The 24519-nt window shown below is 40.3% G+C and carries 19 protein-coding genes and 3 tRNA genes; 9 read left to right on the top strand and 13 right to left on the bottom strand.

Annotated features, from left to right (window positions below; genetic code table 11):
• Positions 1-185: 185 nt before the first annotated feature.
• Positions 186-1529 (top strand): T9SS type B sorting domain-containing protein, encoded by a 1344-nt coding sequence (locus tag BGO42_RS17020; protein WP_273243887.1) that lies wholly within the window; start codon positions 186-188, stop codon positions 1527-1529.
• Between the two features lie 16 nt (positions 1530-1545).
• Here the strand turns inward: BGO42_RS17020 and BGO42_RS17015 are convergent, their stop codons facing one another.
• On the bottom strand, positions 1546-2235 hold the full coding sequence (locus tag BGO42_RS17015) for a response regulator transcription factor (RefSeq protein WP_273243885.1): 690 nt from the start codon (positions 2233-2235) through the stop codon (positions 1546-1548).
• The gene (locus BGO42_RS17010) at positions 2235-3494 is read right to left on the bottom strand and encodes a sensor histidine kinase (RefSeq protein WP_273243883.1); all 1260 of its coding nucleotides are present in this window, start codon (positions 3492-3494) and stop codon (positions 2235-2237) included. Before BGO42_RS17010 ends, BGO42_RS17015 begins: the two co-directional genes overlap by 1 nt.
• Positions 3495-3663: 169 nt before the next feature.
• Between BGO42_RS17010 and BGO42_RS17005 the strand changes: the two genes are divergently transcribed.
• Positions 3664-4068 carry a DUF1573 domain-containing protein gene (locus BGO42_RS17005; RefSeq protein WP_177735887.1) on the top strand — a complete coding sequence of 135 codons (405 nt, stop codon included), beginning with the start codon at positions 3664-3666 and terminating at the stop codon, positions 4066-4068.
• A 172-nt stretch (positions 4069-4240) separates the two neighbouring features.
• Here the strand turns inward: BGO42_RS17005 and rimO are convergent, their stop codons facing one another.
• The 3 genes from rimO to BGO42_RS16990 all read right to left on the bottom strand — a co-directional run bounded on the left by rimO (position 4241) and on the right by BGO42_RS16990 (position 8356).
• Positions 4241-5557 (bottom strand): 30S ribosomal protein S12 methylthiotransferase RimO, encoded by a 1317-nt coding sequence (rimO, locus tag BGO42_RS17000; protein ID WP_273243882.1) that lies wholly within the window; start codon positions 5555-5557, stop codon positions 4241-4243.
• 154 nt (positions 5558-5711) lie between these two features.
• Positions 5712-7238, bottom strand: a complete 1527-nt coding sequence (locus tag BGO42_RS16995) for an OmpP1/FadL family transporter (protein WP_273243880.1) — start codon at positions 7236-7238, stop codon at positions 5712-5714.
• A 32-nt stretch (positions 7239-7270) separates the two neighbouring features.
• Positions 7271-8356, bottom strand: coding sequence for a hypothetical protein (locus BGO42_RS16990; RefSeq protein WP_177735879.1), 1086 nt, complete (start codon positions 8354-8356; stop codon positions 7271-7273).
• A 101-nt stretch (positions 8357-8457) separates the two neighbouring features.
• Between BGO42_RS16990 and proS the strand changes: the two genes are divergently transcribed.
• From proS to BGO42_RS16955, 7 genes are all read left to right on the top strand, one after another.
• Positions 8458-9936 (top strand): proline--tRNA ligase, encoded by a 1479-nt coding sequence (gene proS, locus BGO42_RS16985; protein WP_273243878.1) that lies wholly within the window; start codon positions 8458-8460, stop codon positions 9934-9936.
• A gap of 91 nt (positions 9937-10027) precedes the next feature.
• Positions 10028-10099, top strand: a tRNA-Glu gene (locus BGO42_RS16980).
• 43 nt (positions 10100-10142) lie between these two features.
• Positions 10143-10214: transfer RNA gene (locus tag BGO42_RS16975), tRNA-Glu, on the top strand.
• Between the two features lie 43 nt (positions 10215-10257).
• Positions 10258-10329 (top strand) — tRNA-Glu (locus tag BGO42_RS16970).
• A gap of 42 nt (positions 10330-10371) precedes the next feature.
• Positions 10372-10626 (top strand): 30S ribosomal protein S20, encoded by a 255-nt coding sequence (gene rpsT / locus BGO42_RS16965; protein ID WP_177735875.1) that lies wholly within the window; start codon positions 10372-10374, stop codon positions 10624-10626.
• 145 nt (positions 10627-10771) lie between these two features.
• On the top strand, positions 10772-12571 hold the full coding sequence (gene typA, locus BGO42_RS16960) for a translational GTPase TypA (RefSeq protein WP_177735873.1): 1800 nt from the start codon (positions 10772-10774) through the stop codon (positions 12569-12571).
• 11 nt (positions 12572-12582) lie between these two features.
• A complete protein-coding gene (locus BGO42_RS16955; RefSeq protein WP_273243874.1) occupies positions 12583-12723 on the top strand; it encodes a hypothetical protein in 141 nt (46 codons plus the stop codon).
• Between the two features lie 43 nt (positions 12724-12766).
• Here BGO42_RS16955 and BGO42_RS16950 read toward each other — a convergent pair whose 3' ends face one another.
• The 8 genes from BGO42_RS16950 to BGO42_RS16915 form a co-directional block, all read right to left on the bottom strand.
• Positions 12767-14656, bottom strand: coding sequence for a DUF349 domain-containing protein (locus tag BGO42_RS16950; protein ID WP_273243872.1), 1890 nt, complete (start codon positions 14654-14656; stop codon positions 12767-12769).
• Positions 14657-14897: 241 nt separating this feature from the next.
• Positions 14898-15650 carry a shikimate dehydrogenase family protein gene (locus tag BGO42_RS16945; RefSeq protein WP_177735870.1) on the bottom strand — a complete coding sequence of 251 codons (753 nt, stop codon included), beginning with the start codon at positions 15648-15650 and terminating at the stop codon, positions 14898-14900.
• A gap of 72 nt (positions 15651-15722) precedes the next feature.
• Positions 15723-17126, bottom strand: coding sequence for a tetratricopeptide repeat protein (locus BGO42_RS16940; RefSeq protein WP_273243870.1), 1404 nt, complete (start codon positions 17124-17126; stop codon positions 15723-15725).
• Between the two features lie 118 nt (positions 17127-17244).
• Positions 17245-18432 (bottom strand): aspartate aminotransferase family protein, encoded by a 1188-nt coding sequence (locus tag BGO42_RS16935; protein WP_273243868.1) that lies wholly within the window; start codon positions 18430-18432, stop codon positions 17245-17247.
• Positions 18433-18480: 48 nt separating this feature from the next.
• On the bottom strand, positions 18481-20136 hold the full coding sequence (locus BGO42_RS16930; protein ID WP_273243867.1) for an OstA-like protein: 1656 nt from the start codon (positions 20134-20136) through the stop codon (positions 18481-18483).
• A gap of 127 nt (positions 20137-20263) precedes the next feature.
• On the bottom strand, positions 20264-21535 hold the full coding sequence (locus tag BGO42_RS16925; protein ID WP_273243865.1) for an adenylosuccinate synthase: 1272 nt from the start codon (positions 21533-21535) through the stop codon (positions 20264-20266).
• A 59-nt stretch (positions 21536-21594) separates the two neighbouring features.
• Positions 21595-22044, bottom strand: a complete 450-nt coding sequence (locus tag BGO42_RS16920) for a Fur family transcriptional regulator (protein ID WP_177735860.1) — start codon at positions 22042-22044, stop codon at positions 21595-21597.
• A gap of 188 nt (positions 22045-22232) precedes the next feature.
• A complete protein-coding gene (locus BGO42_RS16915; protein ID WP_177735858.1) occupies positions 22233-24452 on the bottom strand; it encodes a RelA/SpoT family protein in 2220 nt (739 codons plus the stop codon).
• Positions 24453-24519 lie beyond the last annotated feature (67 nt).

Here is a 24519-nt window from a genome sequence, read left to right as displayed (position 1 = left end):
CGACCTGAGCAGATGTGAATTAGAATTTGATCGTTTTGACTTAGGATTTGGGAAAAGTGCTGTAAAACGGGCTTTTGAAAAGGAGTGCTGCAACTTTTTTTAGCAGTTGTGTAATTTTGAGTAGGTAGTTTTTAAGGTGTGTATTGAAAAAATGTTTCATTTTGTATGGTATAAAACGTTAGTATATGCCATTTTTATTCATTATCAGCCGTAAAACCCTGATCGGGTTATTTTTTGTTTGGTTACTGCCTTGTTTTGGTAGTATGAAAGCAAACATATTGAGTGTTTATCCGTTGTGGGAACACAACCGGAATGTCAGCAGGGGAACAGACAGGGAACCTTTGGAAATAGTGGTCGTGCAGCCCAGCTGTGAATGGCAGACCGGAAGCATAATCATCGCAACCATTGCTTTGGAATATTCCATAGACGGCGGACTGAGCTATTCACCGGATAATATCTTTCCGAATCTTTTGCCGGGAATATACAGCGTAATCGTCAGGAAAATGGACGGTTCGGTTTCCGGGCTGTTTCCGGTAACGATCAGTAAAGCTCCGGAAATCCCAGAACTGGAACTAATCGATATTCCGTTATACGATTGTCATTCGGTGGAACTGAGAGATGCCTTAAACACGGCAACTCCGGGTTTGGAATATGTTTTTTATGATACAGACGGTACGACTGTTCTGGAAAATACTGTTGTGAGCCTTTCCGGGATCTATTTTATTGAAGGGTTCAGCGTTCAGGGCTGTTCTACCGGGAAATTAACGGCAGAAGTGATCATAGGCGCAACACCGCAGGTTATATGGAGTGTTTCAAATCCTTTTATCTGTATTGATAATAACGATAATACCGTCAGGACGGTTCTTCTTGATTCCGGTTTGCCGGAAGAAGCACATGCCTTTAAATGGTTTTATAACGGAACGGTCATTCCGGCCGCCGTGGGGAGAGCTGTTGCAGCAGACCGCCCGGGAATGTATCGTGTTGAGGTACTGAATTTCGAATCGGGTTGCAAGGCTGTTAACGATACAATTGTACTGCAAACGGCTTATGAACCGGTTATTGCCCGGATCAGGACAAGAATAACGGGAGTAAATCTGTTTGCTGTTCAAATTGTCATGCTGCGGGAAAGTGTTTATCAATACCAATTGGGCAACAGTGGTTATCAGGAAAGTAATCTTTTTGAAAATGTGAGCGGCGGCGGGTATATTGTAAGGGTAAAAGACAATTCCGGCTGCCGCACGGCTGTAAAACGGCTTTTGCTGTTGGATTATCCGCTTTATTTTACACCCAATGGCGACGGTTATAACGATGTCTGGAATATTCCTTCGTTATCAGGGAAAAAAGAGGTCATCATCCAGATTTTTGATCAAAAGGGAGCATTCATAACGCATATTGCTCCGGACGGGAAAGGCTGGGACGGTACCCATAACGGCAAAGCACTGCCGGAAAACGACTATTGGTTTGTAGCGCAATACAACGATAACAACATTATCGAAGAAGTGAGCGGGCATTTTTCGTTAAAGCGGTAAGAAGCAAAAGACCGGTTTATTCCTTAACGGTAAATTTAAAACCGATGCCGTGCAGGTTCTCAATTCCGATTTCTTTTTCTTCCGATAGTATTTTTCGCAGGCGGGAGATAAAAACATCCAGGCTTCTGCCCATAAAATAGTCGTCATTTCCCCAGAGCGATGTTAAGATCTGCTCTCTTTTTAAAACGGTGTTTTTATTGTCCAGGAATAGTTTAAGCAGTTCGGCTTCGCGTTGTGTTAAAACCGTTTTTTTATCGGCTTTTACCAGCGAATAGTTGTCGGCATCAAATTCAAAACCGCCAACGGTATAGCGTTCTTTTTCGGGTATGCTTTTCTTTTGTGAGCGTTTGAGGAACACTTCAATTTTTAACAATAGCTCTTCAATACTGAAAGGTTTTACCAGATAATCATCAGCGCCCAGGCGAAGTCCTTTGATGCGGTCTTCTTTTAGTGTTTTGGCGGAAAGGAAGATAATCGGGATGTGGTGGTCGATTTTCCGGATTTCCACAGCCAGTTCAAAACCGTCAATTTTCGGCATCATAATATCTAAAATACAGATGTCGAAAGATCCGCTCCTGAAAGCTTCCAGACAATGCTCTCCGTTGTGACAATGGGTTACGGCATAACCGTTTAACTCCAGATTGTCTTTGGTTAAGAAAGCAAGCGTTTCATCGTCTTCGGCATAAAGAATTTTGAATTTCGACATTAATTTTCAGGTATTAATAAGGTTATGACAGTTCCTTTTTCGAGGTTGCTTTTGGCTGTGATTTTCCAGTGGTGCAGTTTACATATTTTTTTGACATAATACAAACCCAGACCAAAACCGGTTACTTCATTGCTTTTTTTACTCGGAATTCTGTAGAACTTATCAAATATAAAGGAAATATTCTTTTGAGAGATCCCAATCCCGTTATCGGCAAATTCCAACCGGATCTTTTGCGCTTCTTTGGTAATGGAAATGATGATTTCAGGAGTGCCTTCACAGTATTTAACGGCATTGTCGATCAGGTTGTAAACAATGTTGGTGAAATGGAATTCATCGCCATAAATAACAAGTGCTGTTTCCGGATTATTCACGATTATGCGAACATCCGGATAGCGCAGCCGGGTGTTTTCAATCACGTCAGACAGGATCGCGGCAACGGCAATAGGCTTCTTATTCAGCTTTAAAGGCGTGTCGTCCGATTTGGCGATATTTAATATTTTCTCGATATGATGGTTGAGCTTTTTGCTCTGATCAATAATAATGGTCGCATATTTTTCCAGTTTTTCATCCTGTAGTATCGGTTCCTGTTTGCTCAGGTAATTGGAAGCAATCAGGATGGACGACAGCGGTGTTTTAAACTCATGGGTCATGTTGTTGATAAAATCACGCTGCAATTCGGAATATTTCTTTTGCTGTAATAAGGTAAAAATAGAGTAGACGTAGACCACTAAAATAATGATCAGGACAAAAGAGAGCATGAACCAGAATTTTAACGAACTGAACAGGTAGGAGGTTTCATTCGGGAAGCGGATGGCAAAATAATAGACCAGGTTTTTGTGCTTCGGGAAATAAACGGAGCTTTCTTTTTTTGAAGTATCGGAAAGGGCAACATAATTCCCGTAAACCATCTCGTCGCTTTCGCAATTGTACATTGCATATTCAAAGTCGGTGGCGATATTGAATTTCTTAAAAACGGTTTTTAAATAATATTCCAGAATTTCCGGTTCAAAGTCGTTATCGACATTAACAATATAATAATCGTTGGATACTTTATTAATGGGGCTGTTGGCCGGTAATTCGTGATTTTTCCCTTCATATAGTTTTTTGGCTACTTCTAAAAGGGCGATGTGTACTTTTTGGGTAAACTTTTTCTCTTCTAAATTAAAAGCTTCTTTCGTCCAAAGCAATTGTGCTATAATAATACCTACTATAGCAATGAGTCCGAGGATGATGATACTGTTTAACCGGTTTATTTTCAAAATATACGATAGATTTAGAAGTGTAATATTACTGAAAAAAAAACTTTTTTCGCGCTGTTAACAAGTCGTTAACAAACATTTGAAAACGGTTAACAGCTGATTTAAAAAGACTGAAATACATTTGAATCAGGTAATCAAAACTATAAATAACCATATAAAATAAAAAATTATGAAAATTATCAAACTTTCAATTTTGGCTTTAACATTAGGTTTAATGTCTTTTTCTGTTAACCCGGTTAAAACGGCTGAAACGGTAAAAACAATTGTTGGTTCTCCGGTACAATGGAAAGCAGAAACAGTTGAATTGGGTGAAATTCCTCAGGGGAAACCAGTAAAAATTGATTTCGAATTTAAAAACACAGGAAAAACAGCTGTAATCATCACAAATGTAAAAGCTTCTTGCGGATGTACAGCTACAGATTATACAAAATCTCCGGTAGCTCCAAATGAAACAGCTAAAATTACAGCTACTTTCAATGCTGCTGCTAAAGGAGTATTTACAAAAACAGTAACAGTTACTACAAATGCTGAAGAGGCACCAAAAGTGTTGGTATTCAAAGGAACTGTTATCTAGTTCATAATTATTAGATTTAATGTTGTAAAACAGTTTAAGGGGTTAGTTACTTTAAACTGTTTTCTTTTTTGAACCGCCGGATGCCGGCAGTTCCTGATAATTATATTTTGAGTTGAGGTTATAAAAAAACCGCCTGTAAATTTTACAGGCGGTTTTTATTTATTGTGAGATCTTATTGTACCGGTTCTCCGTATAGGTCAAACTCGGTAGCATCAATGATTTTTATAGTTGCAAAATCACCGGTTTTTAAATAGAACTGTGTGGCGTCAATTAAAACTTCGTTGTCAACATCCGGGCTGTCAAATTCGGTACGGCCAATGAAATAACCGCCTTCTTTTCTGTCGATGATACAACGGAAAGTCTGTCCGATTTTTTCCTGGTTCAAATCCCATGAAATCTGCGCCTGAATGTCCATGATCTCGGCAGCACGCTGTTGTTTTACTTCTTCCGGAACATCGTCTTCCAGCAGGTAAGCATGCGTGTTTTCTTCATGCGAATAAGAAAAACAGCCCAAACGCTCAAAACGCATTTCTTCTACCCAGTTTTTCAGGATCTGGAAGTCTTCTTCCGTTTCTCCTGGATATCCCACAATCAGTGTGGTACGGATAGCCATTCCCGGAACGGCTTCGCGGAAGTCTTTTAAAAGTCTGGTCGTTTTCTCATAAGTGGTACCACGACGCATCGATTTTAAAATGTTATCGGAAATGTGCTGTAACGGAATGTCGATATAATTACAGATTTTTGGCTCTTTTTTCATCAGATCCAGAACATCCATCGGGAAACCTGTCGGGAATGCATAATGCAGACGGATCCATTCGATACCTTCTACTTTAATCAGGTTTTCCAGTAATTCGGCAAGGTTTCTTTTTTTGTATAGATCCAGACCGTAATAGGTTAAATCCTGAGCGATCAGGATCAGTTCTTTTACGCCTTTGGCAGCCAGACCTTCTGCTTCTTTTACCAGTTTTTCAATTGGCTGGGAAACGTGTTTTCCTCTCATGATAGGAATCGCACAGAAACTGCAGGGACGGTCACAACCTTCGGCAATTTTCAAATAGGCGAAATTCTTCGGAGTAGTGGTTAAACGTTCTCCTAATAATTCGTGTTTATAATCGGCTCCTAAAGCTTTTAATAATAAGGGCAATTCGGTTGTTCCGAAATAACGGTCCACATCCGGGATTTCTTTTTCCAGATCCGGACGGTAACGTTCTGACAAACATCCGGTAACAAAAACTTTGTCTACAATACCTTGTTCTTTTTTGTCAACGTATTCCAAAATCGTATTGATGGATTCTTCTTTTGCATTATTGATAAATCCACAGGTGTTGATTACAATAATGTTCCCTTCATCATTTTTAGGTGCTTCATGCTCGACCTCTTTTCCGCTGGCTTTTAACTGCCCCATCAGAACTTCACTGTCGTATACATTTTTTGAACATCCTAAAGTGATTACATTGATTTTGTTTTTCTTTAAAGACTTGGTTCTCATATAATTGTAAAATTGGAGTGCAAAATTACGCTTTTTATAATTAGAAGCATCATCGTTTTATAAAATTTATGAAGATTTCGTTTGGTTCTAAGCGTATTATTCAATGAAAAAGCCGCTTTGTGAGCGGCTTTCGGGTATTTTTCAGGGTTTATTTTTAAAAACCTATGGTATAAGAAAGACTGATGTTGTTTATTTTACTGTTCACTCTTGCAGAATCGGTCATGCTGGAAAGCAAGGAAACATCCATATCTCTTTGGGTATGCGTATAGGAAAGGTCTAAACGGGCAGAGCCGAAGTTATAACCGATACCTCCGGAATAACTTTTTAAGTCGCCGATAACCTGTTCGTTTTTGTATGGGCTTTGTTCAAAACGATACCCGCCGCGAAGGCTTATCTGTTTGATTTTATATTCTGCACCCACCCGGAATTCCTGTGCACTGCGAAGTGTATTGGAATAAATATCGTTTAAAGAACTGTTATAGGAGTTGTTCGGTTTGAAAGCAATATTGCTGTAATCTTTTACACCGTAATCAAAACTGATCAATCCGGTTTTGCCAAAGATATACGCTAAACTTCCGGTGAATTTACCAGGAGTCTGTAAAGTATAGGTCGGGTAAACGTTAATGATGTTCGGGTTTAGCGATGCATATCCCGCTGTGTTTGTTCCGGAATTGTTTGTCGTGTAATTCGTGGAAATACTTTGCGCTAATTCATCGGTCAAACGGTACCAGGTAGGCGATTCGTAAGATACTCCTAAACGTAATTCGTCGGTTACTTTGGCAATAGCACCCAAATTGAAAGAGAATCCGCTTCCGTAAGTGTGCATGTCGTTGTTAAACTGGATCTGGCGTACTGTAGCTCTTCCCGGATCGGTATTAACAGGGCCGTTGTTTGATTCGTAAACCGTTGAATTTTTGGTATAATCGGTAAAATGAGCATTCAGGTTAATACCCAGATAAAGTTTGTCATTATAAGACGTTGCAAAGTTGAAAGCCAGTTTACCGTTGTAGCCGTTTGTGGAAACATAATTGGTATGGGCATAGCTGCCGGTGTTAGGCACGCCCGAAATATAATTCGGGTTGTTTGGATCAAGCGGAAGCGTACTGGTGTCGATAATATACGTCTGGTATGCTAATAATGCCTGCTGATCCTGGAAAGACAGCTGGTCGTAACGATAGTTGTTGTCGATAACGCCTACGGGCAGTCCGTTAGCCTGATTCAGGAAATACTGGTCTATAGAACGGTTTCCGGTACCTCTGAAAGTAATGGCATTGTCAAAATTATTGGCATTGTCATAATTAATGGCAAAGGTAAATTTGTTCCATCCGCTGTTCGGGTTATGGTTGTCGAATACAAAAATACCACCTGCCTGATTCAGGTCCAGGGTACTTTTGTTGTCGGAAGTGTTCGTGCCGAAATAACGGGCATTGTTTTTAGTGTTGTAGCTGCTCAGGGTAACGGTAGCGGTATTGTAATTGAATATGGCGCCACCGGCAGGATTCACGTGAATCGCAGAGAGGTCACCTCCAACAGCTCCGAAAGCACCGCTCATCGCGCGGAATCGTGCTGTACCGTTTAGATTGTCAATCGCATAGCGCAATCCGTCTGCAGGAGCTAGCTCTTGTGCTGATGCTATTGTTGCCGATAAGGCAACAATAGCTGTTACTATATGTTTTTTCATGGGATTTTGACTTTATAGCTTATAGGGAATTATTAACGTCTGCCGCCTCCGCCGCCTCCGGATCGGGTTCCACCACCGCCACCGCCGTAGCTTCCGCCACCTCTGGAGCCTCCGAAACTTCCTCCGGAATTGTAGCTTCTCGATGGAGCGGAATAGTTGTTGTTACGCGTTCCGCTGTTATTGCTGGAGTTGTTATAGTTGTAGTTACGGGTTCCGGAACTGTTACTGTTGTTATAGTTTCGGGTGCCGGAATTGGTGTTATAATCTCTTGTGCCGCTATTGTTGTAATTACGGGTTCCGCCGGAGTTGTAATCTCTGGTTCCGGTATTGTTATAGTTACGGGTGCCACTGTTATAGTTTCGGGTACCGCTATTGTAATTACGGGTATTGTTAAAGTCTACATTTCTGCTGGATGAATAATTTCGGGTGCCATAGGTACCGTTGTTGTATCTTCCGTTATAGTAAGCAGAACCGCCTCTCGGACCAGCATTGTACACTCTGTCATTTCGGTAGTAACCGTTATACCATCCGTTTCCGTAGTAATAGTTGTTCCAACCCCATCCCGGGCCATACCAGGAGTTCCATCCCCAGCCCCAGTTTGGACCGTACCAGGAATTCCATCCCCATCCTAAACCAACGCCCCAGCCCCATCCGGAGCCGTAGTAACCGCCATAGTAAGGAGTATACCAGGAATTCCAGTAACCTCTGTTCCAGTACCAGGGATCGTTGTTGTAAACGTTAACGGTTATATTGCTTGAATTTTCGCCCCAGCCGGCATACCCGGTTGTATTGGCATATTGATTCTGATTGTTGTTATTATTGTAATTGGAAACAGAGTCCTGACCTTGTGATGTATAGCTGTCCACATCTGTAAAAATACCGTTATTAGCGTCTTTTTGAAGGTCACTGAAATAATCTTTGTAATTGGTCGACTGAGCCATGTTTTGCTCACTGTATCTGTTGTTGTATTCTCTTCTTGGTCGTTCTGAACCGTAAACCCCGTCATTGTCATAATAAGACGAGTTTTGATAGGAGCCACAGGACGAAGCCAAAAGTCCGACTAATCCAATTACTGCGTAAATGGATATTTTTCTGTTGGATAGGTAATAAGTTTTCATATCTCTAGGTATTTTTATTGTTGGACAACACAAAAATAGTTAGTTTTGCCAAACTATTTAGTTAAAATAAGTTAAACAATATTTGTGCCAAACTGATAAAAATGAGTAAGAACTTAACAAAACGATCGGAAGATTATTCGAAATGGTATAACGAACTGGTTGTCAAAGCAGATTTAGCGGAGAACTCCGGTGTTAGAGGGTGTATGGTTATTAAACCCTACGGTTATGCTATATGGGAAAAAATGCAAGCAGAATTAGACAGAATGTTTAAAGAGACTGGACACCAGAATGCTTATTTCCCCTTGTTTGTTCCGAAGAGCATGTTTGAAGCAGAAGAGAAAAATGCAGAAGGATTTGCGAAAGAATGCGCGATAGTAACCCATTACAGGCTGACTAACGATCCTGAGAATAAAGGAAAATTAATAGTAGATCCGAATGCAAAACTGGAAGAGGAATTAATTGTTCGTCCTACCAGTGAAGCTATTATCTGGAGTACTTATAAAGGTTGGGTGCAATCGTACCGTGACTTACCGTTATTGATAAACCAATGGGCAAATGTGGTGCGTTGGGAAATGAGAACCCGTTTGTTTTTGCGTACGGCAGAGTTTTTATGGCAGGAAGGGCATACCGCTCATGCTACCAAACAGGAAGCGCTGGCAGAATCAGTACAGATGATGGATGTGTATGCTGATTTTGTAGAGAACTTTATGGCCATTCCGGTTGTGAAAGGAGTGAAAACGGAAACAGAACGTTTTGCAGGAGCAGAAGAAACCTATTGTATTGAAGCTTTAATGCAGGATGGAAAAGCGTTACAGGCAGGAACTTCCCATTTCTTAGGACAGAATTTTGCTAAAGCTTTTGATGTTAAGTTTTCAAATGCCGAAGGAAAGCTGGAGCACGTTTGGGGTACTTCATGGGGGGTTTCGACCCGTTTAATGGGGGCTTTGGTAATGACGCATTCCGATGATAACGGATTGGTTTTACCGCCAAATTTAGCGCCTATCCAGGTGGTGATTGTGCCTATACATAGAACCGATGAGCAATTAGAGGCGATTTCCGCTCAGGTTAATGACCTGGTGAAGCAATTGCGCAAATTGAAGGTTTCGGTTAAATATGACGACAGAACGACGCATAAACCGGGATGGAAATTCAATGAGTACGAATTGAAAGGAGTGCCGGTGCGTATTGCTATTGGTCCGAATGATCTGGAAAACGGAACTTACGAAGTGGCAAGACGGGATACTTTAACAAAAGAAGTGGTTTCTAAAGAAGGTATTGCCGGGTATTTACAGAACCTGTTGGAGACAATCCAGGAGGAAATGTTTACCCGTTCCCTGAATTACAGAGATACGCATATCACGGAAGTGAGCAGTTTTGAGGAGTTTAAAGAGGTTCTTGAAAACAAGGGCGGATTCGTGTCTGCACACTGGGATGGGACAGCTGCTACCGAAGAACGCATTAAAGAACTTACGAAGGCAACAATACGTTGTATCGCGTTAGATCGTAAAGAAGAGGAAGGAATTTGTGTTTTTACAGGTTCTCCTTCAAAAGGTAGAGTGCTGTTTGCCAAGGCTTATTAGAAAAAAAGTGAAAAAAAAGTAAAAAAAAATAAAGTTGTTCTTGCGAGATTGGAAAAATGTTGTACTTTTGCATCCGCAATAAAGCAATAAAGGTCCGTTCGTCTAGGGGTTAGGACGCCAGGTTTTCATCCTGGTAACAGGGGTTCGATTCCCCTACGGACTACAAAAAAGTATTAAGCGATTAATACGGTTTTTATTGAGATTACGGTCCGTTCGTCTAGGGGTTAGGACGCCAGGTTTTCATCCTGGTAACAGGGGTTCGATTCCCCTACGGACTACGAAAGTATTACGCGGTTAATACGAAATTTATTGAAACAAAATGGTCCGTTCGTCTAGGGGTTAGGACGCCAGGTTTTCATCCTGGTAACAGGGGTTCGATTCCCCTACGGACTACGAAAAAAAGAAATGTAAAAAGACTTAAATCAATTTAAGAAAATGGCAAATCATAAGTCAGCTTTAAAAAGAATCAGAAGCAACGAAAAGAAAAGAGTATTAAATAGATACCAACATAAAACAACTCGTAACGCAATCAAAGCTTTGCGTCTTGCAACTGATAAATCAGAGGCTTCTGCTAAGTTGTCTGCTGTAGTATCAATGATTGATAAATTAGCTAAGAAGAATATTATCCATGATAATAAAGCTTCTAACTTAAAATCAAAATTAACTAAGCACGTTGCTAAATTAGCATAAGGTTGTTTAGACAGAAATATAACTAAGCTCTCTTTCATGAGGGCTTTTTTTGTTGTTATCATTTTGTTATTTTTTGCTAACTGCTTAAAAATTAGTGTGTTTATATAAAAAATAAATTGTAATTTCGCACCCACAAAAATTATTTATGACTTCTATTAGAAACATTGCAATTATCGCTCACGTTGACCACGGTAAAACAACATTGGTTGACAAAATTATGTATCACTGTCAGTTGTTCCGTGAAAACGAGAACACAGGAGATTTAATTCTTGACAACAACGATTTAGAACGTGAAAGAGGAATTACCATCACTTCTAAAAACGTATCCGTTACCTATAAAGGAACCAAAATTAATATTATCGATACTCCAGGCCACGCGGATTTTGGTGGTGAGGTAGAACGTGTATTAAATATGGCGGATGGTGTGTTGTTATTGGTGGATGCTTTTGAAGGACCAATGCCGCAAACTCGTTTCGTATTGCAGAAAGCAATCGATTTAGGTTTAAAACCATGTGTGGTAGTTAACAAAGTTGATAAAGAGAATTGTACTCCGGAAGAAGTTCATGAAAAAGTATTTGACTTGATGTTTGAATTAGGAGCTGAGGAATGGCAGTTAGACTTCCCTACAGTTTATGGTTCTGCAAAGAATAACTGGATGTCAACCGACTTCAGAAATCAGACTGAAAACATTGAGCCTTTATTGGATATGGTTTTGGAGCACGTTCCAAGCCCGAAAGTATCTGAAGGTACTCCGCAGATGTTAATCACTTCTTTGGATTTCTCTAACTTTACAGGACGTATCGCTATCGGTCGTTTACAAAGAGGAGAATTAAAAGAAGGAATGAATATATCTTTAGTGAAAAGAGATGGTAAGATTATCAAATCTAAAATTAAAGAATTACACGTTTTTGAAGGAATCGGAAGAAAGAAAGTAGAGCAGGTAGTGGCAGGAGATATTTGTGCTATCGTAGGTCTTGAAGGATTTGAAATTGGTGATACTGTTGCTGATTTTGAAAATCCGGAAGCTTTAGCGTCTATTACAATTGATGAGCCAACAATGAGTATGTTGTTCACAATTAATGACTCTCCGTTCTTTGGTAAAGAAGGTAAGTTTGTAACTTCCCGTCACATTAAAGACAGATTAAACAGAGAATTAGAGAAAAACTTAGCACTTCGTGTTAATGAAACAGACAGTGCCGATAAATTTTTAGTTTTCGGTCGTGGTGTATTGCACTTGTCTGTATTGATTGAAACAATGCGTCGTGAAGGATATGAATTACAAATTGGTCAGCCACAGGTAATCATCAAAGAAATTGATGGTGCTAAATGTGAGCCGATCGAGGAATTAACAATCGACTTACCAGAAAACGTTTCCGGTAGAGCGGTAGAATTTGTAACGGTTCGTAAAGGTGAAATGTTAAGCATGGAGCCAAAAGGGGAGCGTATGATCATTAAATTCAATATTCCATCCCGTGGTATTATCGGATTGAGAAATCAATTGCTTACAGCTACTGCCGGTGAAGCAATTATGTCACACCGTTTCCTGGAATACCAACCATTCAAAGGAGAGATTCCTGGACGTACAAACGGATCTTTGATCTCTATGGAGAACGGAAAAGCAATTCCTTATTCTATCGATAAATTACAGGACAGAGGTAAGTTTTTCGTAGATCCTAACGAGGATATCTATGAAGGACAGGTAATTGGTGAAAACTCCCGTGGTGATGATATGGTTGTTAACGTTACCAAAACGAAAAAATTAACAAACGTACGTTCTTCAGGAGCAGATGATAAAGCAAGAATCATTCCTGCTATCAAATTCTCATTAGAAGAAGCTTTGGAGTATATCCAGAAAGATGAGTATGTTGAAGTTACGCCAAAATCGATCCGTTTACGTAAGATTTACTTAAACGAAAACGATAGAAAACGTTTCAAAATAGACTAAACTAATAATAGTTGTCATATCATAAAAAAAGCCGCTTTTTTAAAGCGGCTTTTTTATTTGTGGTTGTTTACGGTTCCGGTACGATTGTTTTTATACGTTTTGCTGACGGTAATGCTAACGGAAAAGAAAACGGACGGAATGGCGGGAAATAAGGTTGTGAAATAAAAAAGCCGGATTAATATCCGGCTTTTTGTTTTATTCCTGTTTCAGGCTTCTGATTTGTTTCAGCTTGTCTTTCCAGGTTTTTAATTCTTCCTTGTGGCGGTCGATGTTTTTGTAAACTTCTTTTACAAATGGATTGTCGGCTTTGGCATTCGAGATAAACTGGATGTTATTTTCCAATTGGAAAATTTCGCCTTGTACTTCATCAATCTTACGCATAATGAAGATCTGCTCATTCTCTAATTTTCTGGAATCGTCACTTTCTGCCAGCTGCTCCAAACGGTTGTTGAATTTAACCATTTCCGCTTCTTTTTTAGATAAGCTTAATTTGTCAAACAGGGCATCCAGTATTTTGTTGAACTTGCCTTCGATATGTCTGCGGGCATGCGGTACTTTTCCAAAAGTTTTCCAGTTCTCTATGTGTAATTTGATAGCGTCCAGATCGGTTTTGTGTTCACCGCTTAGCTGGAAGTCTTTCAGGCTTTCCAGATAGTCTTTTTTCTTATCAAAAGCTTCAATCTCTTCGGAGTTTGCTTCGTTGCGTTTGGCGTGCAGGCGGTCAAAATAATGATTGCAGGCATCTTTAAAATCTTTCCATACGCTGTCGGAGTATTTTCTAGGCACATGACCTATTTTTTTCCAGTCTTCCTGGATCTGTTTCATGATTGGCGTCGTAGCGTTGAAATCTTCATTTTCTTTCAAGGCATTCGCTTTTTCCACTAAAGCCAGTTTTTTATTCAGGTTGTCCTGCTGGTCTTTTTTAATGTCTTTGTAGAAAGAATTCTTCTGAGCGTTAAAATTGCGTACGGCGTTTTTAAAAGCCGCCCAGGTGTCTTCGTTTACTTCCAGCGGAACTTTTCCGGTTTGGAAGAAAGCGGCTCTCAGGCTTTCTATTTTGTCAATCTGACCCTGCCAGGCACTGTGTGCTGTTATCTTTTCGTTAGCGATACCGTCAATCTGAGCGATAATTTCTCTTTTCCTGATCAGGTTTTCTTCTTCTTTTTCTTTTGCCTTCGCTAATAAGGCTTCCCGTTTGTCGTGTAGTTGTTTGGTTAAGTCGCTAAACTTGTTCCATAATTCTTCACGGTGCTCACGCGATACCGGTCCGATTTCCTCTTTCCAGATTTTGTGTAACGATTGTAATTCACGGAATGCTTTGGAAACATCACTTTCATTAACCAGTTCTTCAACACGGGCAATGATTTTCTGTTTTTGCTCCAGATTGTGTTTGAAATCCAGGTCGCGGGCTTCTCTGTCCAGATGCAGGTGATCGTAAAAACGCTCAATATGAAAATGGAAGTTGTTCCAAACGTGGTTATATTTGTCCCGTGGTATTGGTCCGGCGTTTTTCCAGCGCTCACGCAGTTCATTAACTGTTTTTAAAGTTTCCTGAATGCTTTCGGCAGGATTGTCGATCAGGCTTTTTAGTTCTTCAATAATTGCAAGACGGTTATCAAGATTGCCTTTTAAATTGTTTTGCAGCTGTTTGAAGTGCTGATTTTTAAAATCCCGGTATTTATTGTAGATATTGTCGAATTTGTTCTTTAAAGGAAAGTGATAATCGAAATCCGAAACATCTCCATTGTTGTCATGGCTGTGTTCGTCACGCTTCTCATCAATAAAATGCGTGTATTTCGCCATAAAATCTTTACGGATCTCTTCGACGTGATTTCTGATGGACATTACTTTCTCATTCGAAACTAATTTTTCAAGTTCCGCTGTCAATTCTTCCATTGACATTGCTTCATAGTTGAGCATTGGGATATCGTGTCCTTCAGAAATAGAAGCGTCTTCGCTTTCTTCTGCATTCGTACTTTCAATCGCTTCAATTGCGGATTGATTTACGGTAGGAACGTTTTCCTCGTTTGTAATTTGTTCCTGTCCATCTGCCTCCGGCAGGTTATCATTCTTTTCTTCTAACATTGTTGAAATGCTTAAGTTTAACATAAATTGAGTGGAAAGATACTAAAAGCAAGTGGATAATTCAAAAGAAAGTTACCTAAAAGTGCTTATTTTTCTGTTTAAATAGCAGAATAACGCCTTATTTTTCGTGCTTTTGGAAGATGATGACTATCAGGAGACTATAAAAGGAATGCTGGGCAGAGGCGTTAACCGGACCGTGACAGCCGTATAAAACAAAAGGCTGTCCGGACAGCCTTTTGTTTTATTTGTTATTCCAGATTTCCCAGGCCTTTTCTGCCTGAAAGACCAGCATGTCGTAACCGTTTTTGGTTTTGGCGCCCTGTTCTTTTGCAAGACGCAGGAATTCGGTTTCTTCCGGATTGTAGACCAGATCGAAAGCGATGTGCTTATCGGTAAAAAGCGTATAATCCAGTTCCGGACAATCCTTAATATTCGGGAAAGTGCCCAGTGGTGTGGTGTTGATGATAATCTGGTATTCGTTAAAAACATCCTGATTCAGCTCGGAATAGGAAAACTCGCATTCCGATGCATTGCGGGAAACAAAATCGTATTCTATTTTTAATTTCTGCAGCGCAAAAGCAATGGCTTTACTGGCGCCGCCGGTTCCTAAGATCAATGCTTTTTTATGGTGTTTTTTCAGTAAGGGTTTTAGCGATTTTTTAAAACCGTAAAAATCGGTATTGTATCCTTTTGCTTCTCCTTTTTTGTTGAACCGTATGGTGTTGACAGCGCCGATAAGGGTGGCATTTTTGGATGTTTTTTTCAGAAAAGGAATAACGGCTTCTTTATAAGGAATGGTAACGTTCATTCCTTTCAGGTTTTTTGTACCGGAAACGATGGCCGGGAAGTCATTGATGGTTTCAGCATCAAAATTGGTATAACTGCAATTCTCTAATCCGGAAACTGAAAATTTTTCGGTAAAGTATTTTTTTGAAAAAGAATAGCTGATATTCTTTCCGAGCAATCCAAATCTCCTTTTCTTTAATTTTTTCATAATAAAAAAACGGTCAATTAATACAATAATTAACCGTAAAGATAATAGGAAAAAGTGGTATTTGGAACCGGATTATCCGTTTAATTTCTGATACTTCTCTATTTGAGATTGTATTGTTTTTGTGTTCCACACCACCGGGAACAGTTCTTCCAATACAGTGCGGTTGTTGAAGTTTAAGCGCAAACCGTTGCTAAGGTGAACTTTTCCTTTTGCCTCGTCGTGCAGCATATAGTATAATCCGGCAAGACGGTATTCTACTTCATATTCTTCCGGGAAATATTCGGAAGCCTGTAATAAGGTTTGTACAGCACTTTCAAATTCTCCTAAAAACTGAAGGATGTCTACCCAGAACAACCAGGTGTCTAACTGGTAATCGCCAAACTCAACCGCTTTTCGGTAGCCGTATTCGGCCTCTTCAAAGAAGCTTAATTGTTTGTTGATCGCCCCGTAGCGTTTCCAGTACAATTTGTTCTCGTTGTCAATTCCAATAGCTTTGTTAACATAGTACAGCGCTTTCTGGAAATTTTTCTGACGGATATAAAAATCGGTGATCGCAATCCAGGCTTTATCCAATAACGGATCTTCATGTACCGTTTTCAGGTAAAACTGTAAAGCAATATCGGTATTGCCAAGACGCTCGTGACATTTTCCAATGCGCAACAGGGCAAAGGAAGTAGGATCGTCAAGCTCCATGGTAATGTTATAGCAATCGATGGCCTCCTGGTATTTTTTTAATTTTTCCAGAGCTTTTGCCTTTTCTAAATAAGCACCCAGAAAACTATCGTCAATCAGGGTGGCATAATCAAAGGCACGAACGGCCTGTTCATAATTTTTTACGGTGTAATACTGACGTCCGAGCTGGTGCCATGCCACTTCGCTGTACGGATTGCGGTCAATAAACCCGTTTAAGAAATTTATAGCGTCTTCGTTCTGATCCAGGAAATCAAAACAGTACACGACATTGTATAAGGCAGAATGGTCTTCTGTGTCGTTTTCAAGACATTTAATGAAGTTCTCTTTTGCCATTTCCAGATCGTCCATGAACAGGTACTCCATACCAATCAGCGAATAGACATCCGCATAATCATCGGTATATTTAAGGGCGACTTTTAAAAGTTCAACGGCTTTGTCGTGCTGATCTTTTTTGGAATAAATGTTGGCTTTCTGAATGTAGATTTCTTCGTTGGTCGGTTCAATAGCATACAAATCGTTTAATAATTTTTCGGCTATTTCAAGTTTGTCGTCAAAAACTAAAAGTTCTACCTGAACCAGTTTTAAACCGGTGGATTTTGGGTGCTGCTCCAAGCCTAGTTTAAGGGCTTTTTTGGCTAAATTAATTTTACCCGTATCGAGATAATGAAGAATGATATCTTCAAACTCTTCGGAGTCAAAGAAGAATACCTTGTTGGTTTTCAACATTGATTCGAACTTTGATAAGGATAAACTATTTTCTTCTTCCTCGTGACTCAAATTCATACTCCTTTTGTTTAAATTATCCTTATTAAAATTAGGAAAGGTTTATTTGCTTTTTAGAAATGAAAGCTATTTGTTGTGAACAATTTAATTAACAATTATTTGTTTTTTACCGTGTTCTCTAGCCTTCGTTCATTACTTCATTCATAGCTTCAATAATGATGCCACACCCTTCTTCTATTTCAGCATTTGTAAGGGTTAACGGAGGAGTAATGCGAATAGCGCAGCCTTCAAACAATAACCAGAATAAGATCAGTCCTTTTTCCTGACATTTAAAGATAATTTTATTGGTAATTTCAGGACTTTCTGTCATGGGAGCCAGCATTAAGCCCTCTCCGCGAATTTCTTTGATAAGCGGATGTACCAGTAGTTTTCTGAAAAGTTTTTCTTTTTCGAGTGCCTGTTCCATAAGGTCGGTTTCCACCAGTTCCTGTAAGGTTGCCAGACAGGCAGCGGCAATTACCGGATGCCCGCCAAAAGTGGTGATGTGTCCCAGTTTAGGATCATGGCTCAGCAGGTCCATGTGTTTTTCATTGGCTGTAAAAGCGCCCACAGGCATTCCGCCGCCCATACCTTTGCCCATTACCACAATATCCGGAACGATATCGTAGTTTTGAAAGCCGAACAGTTTTCCGGTTCTTCCGAAACCGGGCTGGATCTCGTCCAGTATCATCATCGCACCAACTTCATCACAACGTTCGCGGACTTTTTTCAGGAATCCGTCATAAGGCTGTATGAATCCGGCACCACCCTGAATGGTTTCCAGGATGATTCCGGCAGTTTTGGTGGTTATTTTTTGCAGGTCTTCTTCGTTGTTAAAGGTGATGAAATCCACATCCGGAATTAAAGGTCTGAAAACCTGTTTGCGTTCCTCAAATCCCATAACGCTCATCGAACCCATCGTATTCCCGTGGTATGCGTTAAAACAGGAAATAAGCTGGCTTCTTCCGGTTACCCGCCGGGCCAGCTTTAAAGCGCCTTCGGTGGCTTCCGTTCCGGAGTTAACCAGGTATGTTTTGTTAAGCTGTTCCGGCATGTTTGCTGCCAGCAATTTGCATAAAGCAACAGCAGGATCCTGTGCATATTCTCCATAAACCATTACGTGGGCATATTTGTCCAGCTGGTCTTTAATGGCGTTGGTTACGCGCGGATGCTGGTGTCCTAATGTGCAGGCCGAAACGCCGGCTACGAAATCTAAATATTTTTTTCCGCTGGTGTCGTAAATGTAAGCACCTTTGGCGTGGGACACTTCCATTCCCAATGGATAGGGAGAGGTTTGTGCCTGGTATTTATGGAAATCTTTAATCATGATACTCTTGCATTGTCAGCTGCGATTTTTGAAACCGCAATTGCTGGTTTATTTCTTCGTCTTCTTCGTTGTTTTGGCGTTCTCTTTTTTTACCGGTTTGCCATATTCAAGCGTTTCTTTACGGGCTTCCATCGGTGTTTCATTTTCCAGATCCTTGGCAGCACTTTGTTTCTGAATCTTTTCATCGATGAGATTCTCTTCCGGTGGAAAGATCTCTTCTTTCGATTTTATCCGCTCGTCTCCGCGCCACACGAATCCTCTTAATTTCCGGGCATTTTCCGGAAACAGGTCGGGTGGGTAGCTTTCGCTCTCCGGATTAACAATGGAAGTCATGGAAACGATCTTGTTGTCTTCGAGTTCCAGGTGTATTTTACTGCTTACGCCTTTGTCGATCATTTCCAGCTCGTTTTTGTCGTTATACATGTAGTATATCTTTTCCGTGTTTTTGATTAAATCAACAGTGGAAAGTTTGTTGTCTTTGAATTTGCCGAACAGATCCTGTCCTTTAACCTGGTTGTATCCGGTGCCAAGGGTGTCTTTCTGGACAATAAAAGCATTATTCAATACTTTCAGGGAATCCAGTTTTTCGGTTTGGTTGTTTCCGATAAGATGAATTACATCACCGGTCATCTGGTTTTCATTGTTCCAGAGAACCGGTCTTCCGATCATCTGGGTTAATCCTTTTTTCTGGTTGGAATGAATAGAGTCGCATTTTCCGCTCATATCCGTTTTGTAAATACGGGCATTGCTGAAACCGCGAATGATACGTTCTCCCTGTTTTCCGGTAATCATCAGCTTTTTGGCGTGAATGTAAACCGAATCGTTTTCAACAAAACTGGATGCAATGGCCCGTTTTGTGATAAACATGGAATCCTGGTTTTTGTAGACTTCCGCATAATGACCTTTGATGATCATTTTGTTAATGGTATCGGTAATCTTGACATTATCGGTGGCAGAAGAAAATTCCCGTTTCCGGTCATAAAATATCTTATCGCCTTTGATGAGTCGGTTGTTGTATTTTATCGTGGAATTTTTGGTTAAAGTGGCAATATCTTTTTTGGTGTCATAAAATCCCCTTTCGGTATAGATGACATTTTCTTTGCTGGTAATCGTAGAAGGCCCGAAAACATAGGCATGCCCGGAATTGTCGAAAAAGTCCAGGTGATTGGATTTGATGACGCATTGCGGATTGGTTACGGTAACAGCGGTAAGGAACTGGTATTTCTTTTCGTTTAAATAATAACGTCCGGATTTACTTTTCAGGGTATTTTCCTTGTTGATAATCGTTCCGTAAGAGTTGTAAAATGCCTGCTGGGTATTCCGGTCAAAATTTAAGGTGTCGGTTGTTAAGGTAGATTCCGGAGAGCGCAGTGAAACATCGCCCGAAGCATAGGCGAACTTTTCATTGCCGTTGTATTCGGCATAACGGCTGTTCATATAAATGGTATCCCCCTGGTTCATAACCACATTACCAAAGGCTTTGGCATAATTCTGATCTTTGAAGAAGTAGAGTTTGTTGCAGTTAATCAAAACACCATCGTGTTCCACCTGAACATTTCCTGTAAGAATTGAAGCACCCGGTATTTCATTCTGATTACTGTCGGTAAAATCAGTATGGATGATCTGGATGGTTTTTTTTTGCTGTGCAGTAACCGTTGTGCACAAAAAGCTGAAACTTATAAGGAATAAAAATAATTGCTTCAAAGTGTGAAATTTTGTGCCAAATTTAAGTAAAATCTACGAATAGGATTTTTAATTAAGAATAATTTATTAAATAAATAAAGAAGGGTTAAAAAGTAAAAACGCTCCCGGATGAGAGCGTTTTTATGGATTATTTATGAATTGTCTGGGTTCTGTCCGGTCCTACCGAAATCACTTTAATAGGAACTTCAACCTCTTTCTCTATAAACTCAATATATTCTTTTAATTCTGATGGTAATTCTTTGTATGAAGTCATTCCGGTCAGGTCTGCTTTCCATCCTTTTTTCTCAACATATACCGGTGTTACGTTTTCCGGTTCGATGTTGTAAGGTAAATGGTCGATTACTTCGCCTTTGTAGTTGTATCCGGTACATACTTTCAAGGTGTCAAATCCGGAAAGTACATCGCCTTTCATCATGTATAACTGGGTAACCCCGTTTACCTGAACGGCATATTTTAAAGCTACCAGGTCTAACCATCCGCAACGACGTGCTCTTCCGGTTACCGAACCGAATTCATTACCAACTCTGGCCATTGTCTGACCGATTTCGTCATGAAGTTCTGTCGGGAAAGGTCCGCTACCAACACGGGTTGTATAGGCTTTGAAGATACCGAAAACATCTTTTACCTTGTTAGGAGCAATTCCTAATCCGGTACAGGCTCCGGCAGCAGTAGTATTGGAAGACGTTACAAACGGGTACGTTCCGAAATCAATATCCAGAAGTGATCCCTGAGCGCCTTCAGCCAAAATGGATTTTCCTTCTTTCATGGCTTTGTTCAGGTATTCCTCACTGTCCACAAAAGTTAGTGTCTGTAATACTTTAACCGCTTCGAAGAACTCGTCTTCCAGTTCCTGAAGGTTGTACTGCATGTCTACATCATAGAACGAAATCATCGCTTCGTGCTTGTCTGCTAAAGTCCGGTAACGTTCTTTAAAATCTGCCAATTCAATATCACCTACTCTTAATCCGTTTCTTCCGGTTTTGTCCATATAGGTCGGTCCGATCCCTTTTAGGGTGGAACCGATTTTGGCCTTACCTTTTGAGGCTTCCGAAGCAGCATCCAGTAAACGGTGTGTTGGTAAAATTAAATGTGCTTTTCTGGAGATAATCAATCTGGATTTGATATCCATGTTGAATTTTTCCAGACCTTCCAGTTCTTTTTGGAAAACGACAGGATCAATAACAACACCGTTTCCGATAATGTTAATGGAGTTCTGGTGAAAAATCCCGGAAGGGATGGTTCTCAAAACGTGTTTAATTCCGTCAAATTCTAATGTGTGTCCGGCGTTTGGTCCGCCTTGAAAACGAGCAATAATGTCGTATTTTGAAGTGAGTACGTCAACGATCTTTCCTTTTCCTTCGTCTCCCCACTGTAATCCTAGTAGCAAATCTACAGTCATTCCGTTGTTGTTTGTTGTTTTGTGTTTATATAGTTATTTGTCGTATGCGTGTGAAAAAATTATTCTTCCGTATGTTTCTTTTTCTGACCATACAGGTATAAAGAATGGTTGTGGATTTCAATATTAAAAATTTCTTCGATGGTTTTTTTAATCGTCTGTATTCTTGGATCACAGAATTCGATCACTTCACCGGTATCGGTCATGATGATATGATCGTGCTGTTTGTCAAAATACGATTTTTCGTAATGTGCCTGATTTTGTCCAAACTGATGTCTTCTCACTAAACCGCATTCCAATAATAATTCGATCGTGTTGTAAAGCGTTGCTCTGCTCACACGATAATTTTTATTTTTCATTTTGATGTATAACGATTCAATGTCAAAATGCTCGGCACTGTCGTAAATTTCCTGTAAGATAGCATAGCGCTCAGGCGTCTTGCGATGCCCTTTTTCTTCAAGATATTTCGTGAATACGTTTTTTACAATTTCTTGATTTTTATTATTTTCCATTATGGTTTAATATGAAATACCCGCAAAGATAAGTTTTATTTTTTGGAGATTAAAGTTTTCGTAAAGTAATGTTGACTGAGGTGAAAATTTTAGTTTTTTATTAACGAAACCGGAAGGCGTAATCATAAAAATAAACACCTGGTGTTGAATCCAGGTGTTTATTTTAAGAATACGAATCGTTTTGTAGTTTAATTTTTGTGGACGCGTGTTACCTTTTCAATACCGTCTATTTTCTTAATATTGTCAATTAATTTTTTCAGGATGGTATTGTTTTGTACCACAACGGTAACCTGTCCGTTGAATATTCCGGCTTCTCCGCTCAGCGCAATGCTCTGGATGTTCACGTGCATCTGGTTGGAGATAACTTTTGTCAGCTCATTGGTTAGTCCTAAAGTGTCCATACCGGTGATCTTGATCACGGCTTTAAATTCTTCCTGTGACGAATCAATCCATTTGGCCGGAATAATCCTGTAGGCAAAATTGGATTGCAGACTGATGGCATTCGGGCAGTCTTTCCGGTGAACCTTGATACCTTCGTTAATGGTGATAAAGCCAAATACATCATCACCCGGAATAGGGTTGCAGCAGGTGGACAGTTTGTAATCTAATTTATCCTGTTCTTTTCCAAAAACTAAAAGGTCATAGTTTTTGATGATCTCGTTGCGGTGTATTTGTTCAGACGGAACATTAGGCGAACGCTTGATTTTGTTTTTGAAAAAGTTGATTAACGTATTGTTCTTTTGTGCCGCAAAATCTTTGAGCTGCTGGTTGTCTATTAATCCGGCACCCACACGGTAAAAGAGATCCAGACTGGTTTGCAGTTTGAAGTAGTTTACCAGTTCGTTGATTGAGGACTCGTTTAAAGCAATCTTTAAATGTCTCAATTTTCGGGTTAGTAATTCTTTTCCGTCTTCGGCAATTTTTTTGGTACTCTCGTTGAGTACGTTTTTAATTTTATTACGGGCGCGCGATGTGGTCACATAGTCCAGCCAGTTCGGGCTGGGTTTCTGGTTCGGCGAGGTGATGATCTCTACCTGGTCACCGCTGTTTAATACGTGATTGAGCGGTACTAATTTACCGTTAACCCGGGTACCACGGGTGTGAATGCCCACTTCGGAGTGAATGCTGAAAGCAAAGTCAAGCGAAGTGGCGCCTTTGGGCAGGGATTTGATTTCTCCTTTTGGCGTAAAAATGTATATTTCCTTGGAATACAGGTTGAGTTTGAAGTCTTCTACAAAATCAACAGCATTGGTTTCGGAATTTTCGAGTGCTTCTTTCAGCTGGTTTAGCCAAACGTCCAACCCGTTTTCTTCCGTAGCGCCCTGTTTGTATTTGTAATGGGCTGCATATCCTTTTTCGGCGATTTCATCCATACGTTCGCTTCGCACCTGAATTTCCACCCAGCGGCCTTTTGGCCCCATCACGGTAATGTGCAGGGCTTCATATCCCGTTGATTTGGGAGAAGAAATCCAGTCACGCAAACGGCTCGGGCTCGGGCGGTAGTGATCGGTCACTATGGAATAGATTTTCCAGGCCAGGAATTTCTCTTCCTGTGGTTTGGATCTGTAGATGATTCTCAGGGCGAATTTGTCGTATACTTCATCGAAGGTAACGCCCTGAACCAGCATTTTTCTCCGGATGGAGTAAATGGATTTGGGACGGCCTTTCATCGTGTATTCTATTCCTTCTTCGTCTAAGGATTTTTTCAGGATCTCGGAAATGGACTTGATATAGGCTTCCTGTTCTTCTTTGGTTTCCTTCATTTTGCTTACAATATCCATGTAAACATCCGGTTCGGTATATTTTAGTCCTAAATCCTCAAGCTGGGTTTTGATGTTGTAAAGTCCTAAACGGTGCGCTAAAGGGGCGTATATGTACAGGGTTTCGGAAGCGATCTTGGCCTGTTTGTAATCGACCATGCTTTCCATTGTTTGCATGTTGTGCAAACGGTCGGCAATTTTGATTAAAATTACCCGGACATCATCGTTTAAGGTCAGCAGCATCTTACGGAAATTCTCCGCCTGCATCGAAATTTCCTGATCGGTTTTTACTTTTGCTATTTTGGTTAATCCGTCAACAATTTTGGCAATTTTCGGATTGAACATCTTTTCGATATCGGCAACGGTAATGTCTGTGTCTTCAACTACATCATGCATTAAAGCAGCGGCAATGGAAGTGGCACCCAGACCGATTTCGGAGGCCACAATTTTAGCAACGGCAATAGGGTGGAAGATATAGGCTTCTCCCGATTTGCGACGCTGGTCTTTATGGGCATCAACAGCAACGTCAAAAGCCTTGCGTATCAGTTTTTTGTCTTCTTCGGTAAGGGTTTGGTAACTAATGCGAAGAAGTTCCTTGTATTCGCGGGCGATGGCTTTATTTTCTTGTTCTAAATCAATCTCTGTCATAACAATTCATTCAATTCCTAAATTTAATGTAAAGAATTGACTTTTGCAAGAGGGAAACTCCGATTGT

The sequence above is a fragment of the Flavobacterium sp. 40-81 genome (assembly GCF_001898245.1).
GTDB classification, from domain to species: Bacteria; Bacteroidota; Bacteroidia; order Flavobacteriales; family Flavobacteriaceae; genus Flavobacterium; species Flavobacterium inviolabile.
This window is presented reverse-complemented; position numbering and strand designations above follow the sequence as displayed.

Excerpts from the sequence above, each read along its gene's own strand:
- BGO42_RS16940 (WP_273243870.1), bottom strand. The coding sequence starts at position 17,126 with ATGAATTTGAGTCACGAGGAAGAAGAAAATAGTTTATCCTTATCAAAG.
- BGO42_RS17015 (WP_273243885.1), bottom strand. The coding sequence starts at position 2,235 with ATGTCGAAATTCAAAATTCTTTATGCCGAAGACGATGAAACGCTTGCT.
- BGO42_RS16950 (WP_273243872.1), bottom strand. The coding sequence starts at position 14,656 with ATGTTAGAAGAAAAGAATGATAACCTGCCGGAGGCAGATGGACAGGAA.
- BGO42_RS16935 (WP_273243868.1), bottom strand. The coding sequence starts at position 18,432 with ATGATTAAAGATTTCCATAAATACCAGGCACAAACCTCTCCCTATCCA.
- BGO42_RS16990 (WP_177735879.1), bottom strand. The coding sequence starts at position 8,356 with ATGAAAACTTATTACCTATCCAACAGAAAAATATCCATTTACGCAGTA.
- BGO42_RS16920 (WP_177735860.1), bottom strand. The coding sequence starts at position 22,044 with ATGGAAAATAATAAAAATCAAGAAATTGTAAAAAACGTATTCACGAAA.
- BGO42_RS16925 (WP_273243865.1), bottom strand. The coding sequence starts at position 21,535 with ATGACTGTAGATTTGCTACTAGGATTACAGTGGGGAGACGAAGGAAAA.
- BGO42_RS17005 (WP_177735887.1), top strand. The coding sequence starts at position 3,664 with ATGAAAATTATCAAACTTTCAATTTTGGCTTTAACATTAGGTTTAATG.
- typA (WP_177735873.1), top strand. The coding sequence starts at position 10,772 with ATGACTTCTATTAGAAACATTGCAATTATCGCTCACGTTGACCACGGT.
- BGO42_RS16945 (WP_177735870.1), bottom strand. The coding sequence starts at position 15,650 with ATGAAAAAATTAAAGAAAAGGAGATTTGGATTGCTCGGAAAGAATATC.
- proS (WP_273243878.1), top strand. The coding sequence starts at position 8,458 with ATGAGTAAGAACTTAACAAAACGATCGGAAGATTATTCGAAATGGTAT.
- rpsT (WP_177735875.1), top strand. The coding sequence starts at position 10,372 with ATGGCAAATCATAAGTCAGCTTTAAAAAGAATCAGAAGCAACGAAAAG.
- BGO42_RS17020 (WP_273243887.1), top strand. The coding sequence starts at position 186 with ATGCCATTTTTATTCATTATCAGCCGTAAAACCCTGATCGGGTTATTT.
- BGO42_RS16995 (WP_273243880.1), bottom strand. The coding sequence starts at position 7,238 with ATGAAAAAACATATAGTAACAGCTATTGTTGCCTTATCGGCAACAATA.
- BGO42_RS16915 (WP_177735858.1), bottom strand. The coding sequence starts at position 24,452 with ATGACAGAGATTGATTTAGAACAAGAAAATAAAGCCATCGCCCGCGAA.
- rimO (WP_273243882.1), bottom strand. The coding sequence starts at position 5,557 with ATGAGAACCAAGTCTTTAAAGAAAAACAAAATCAATGTAATCACTTTA.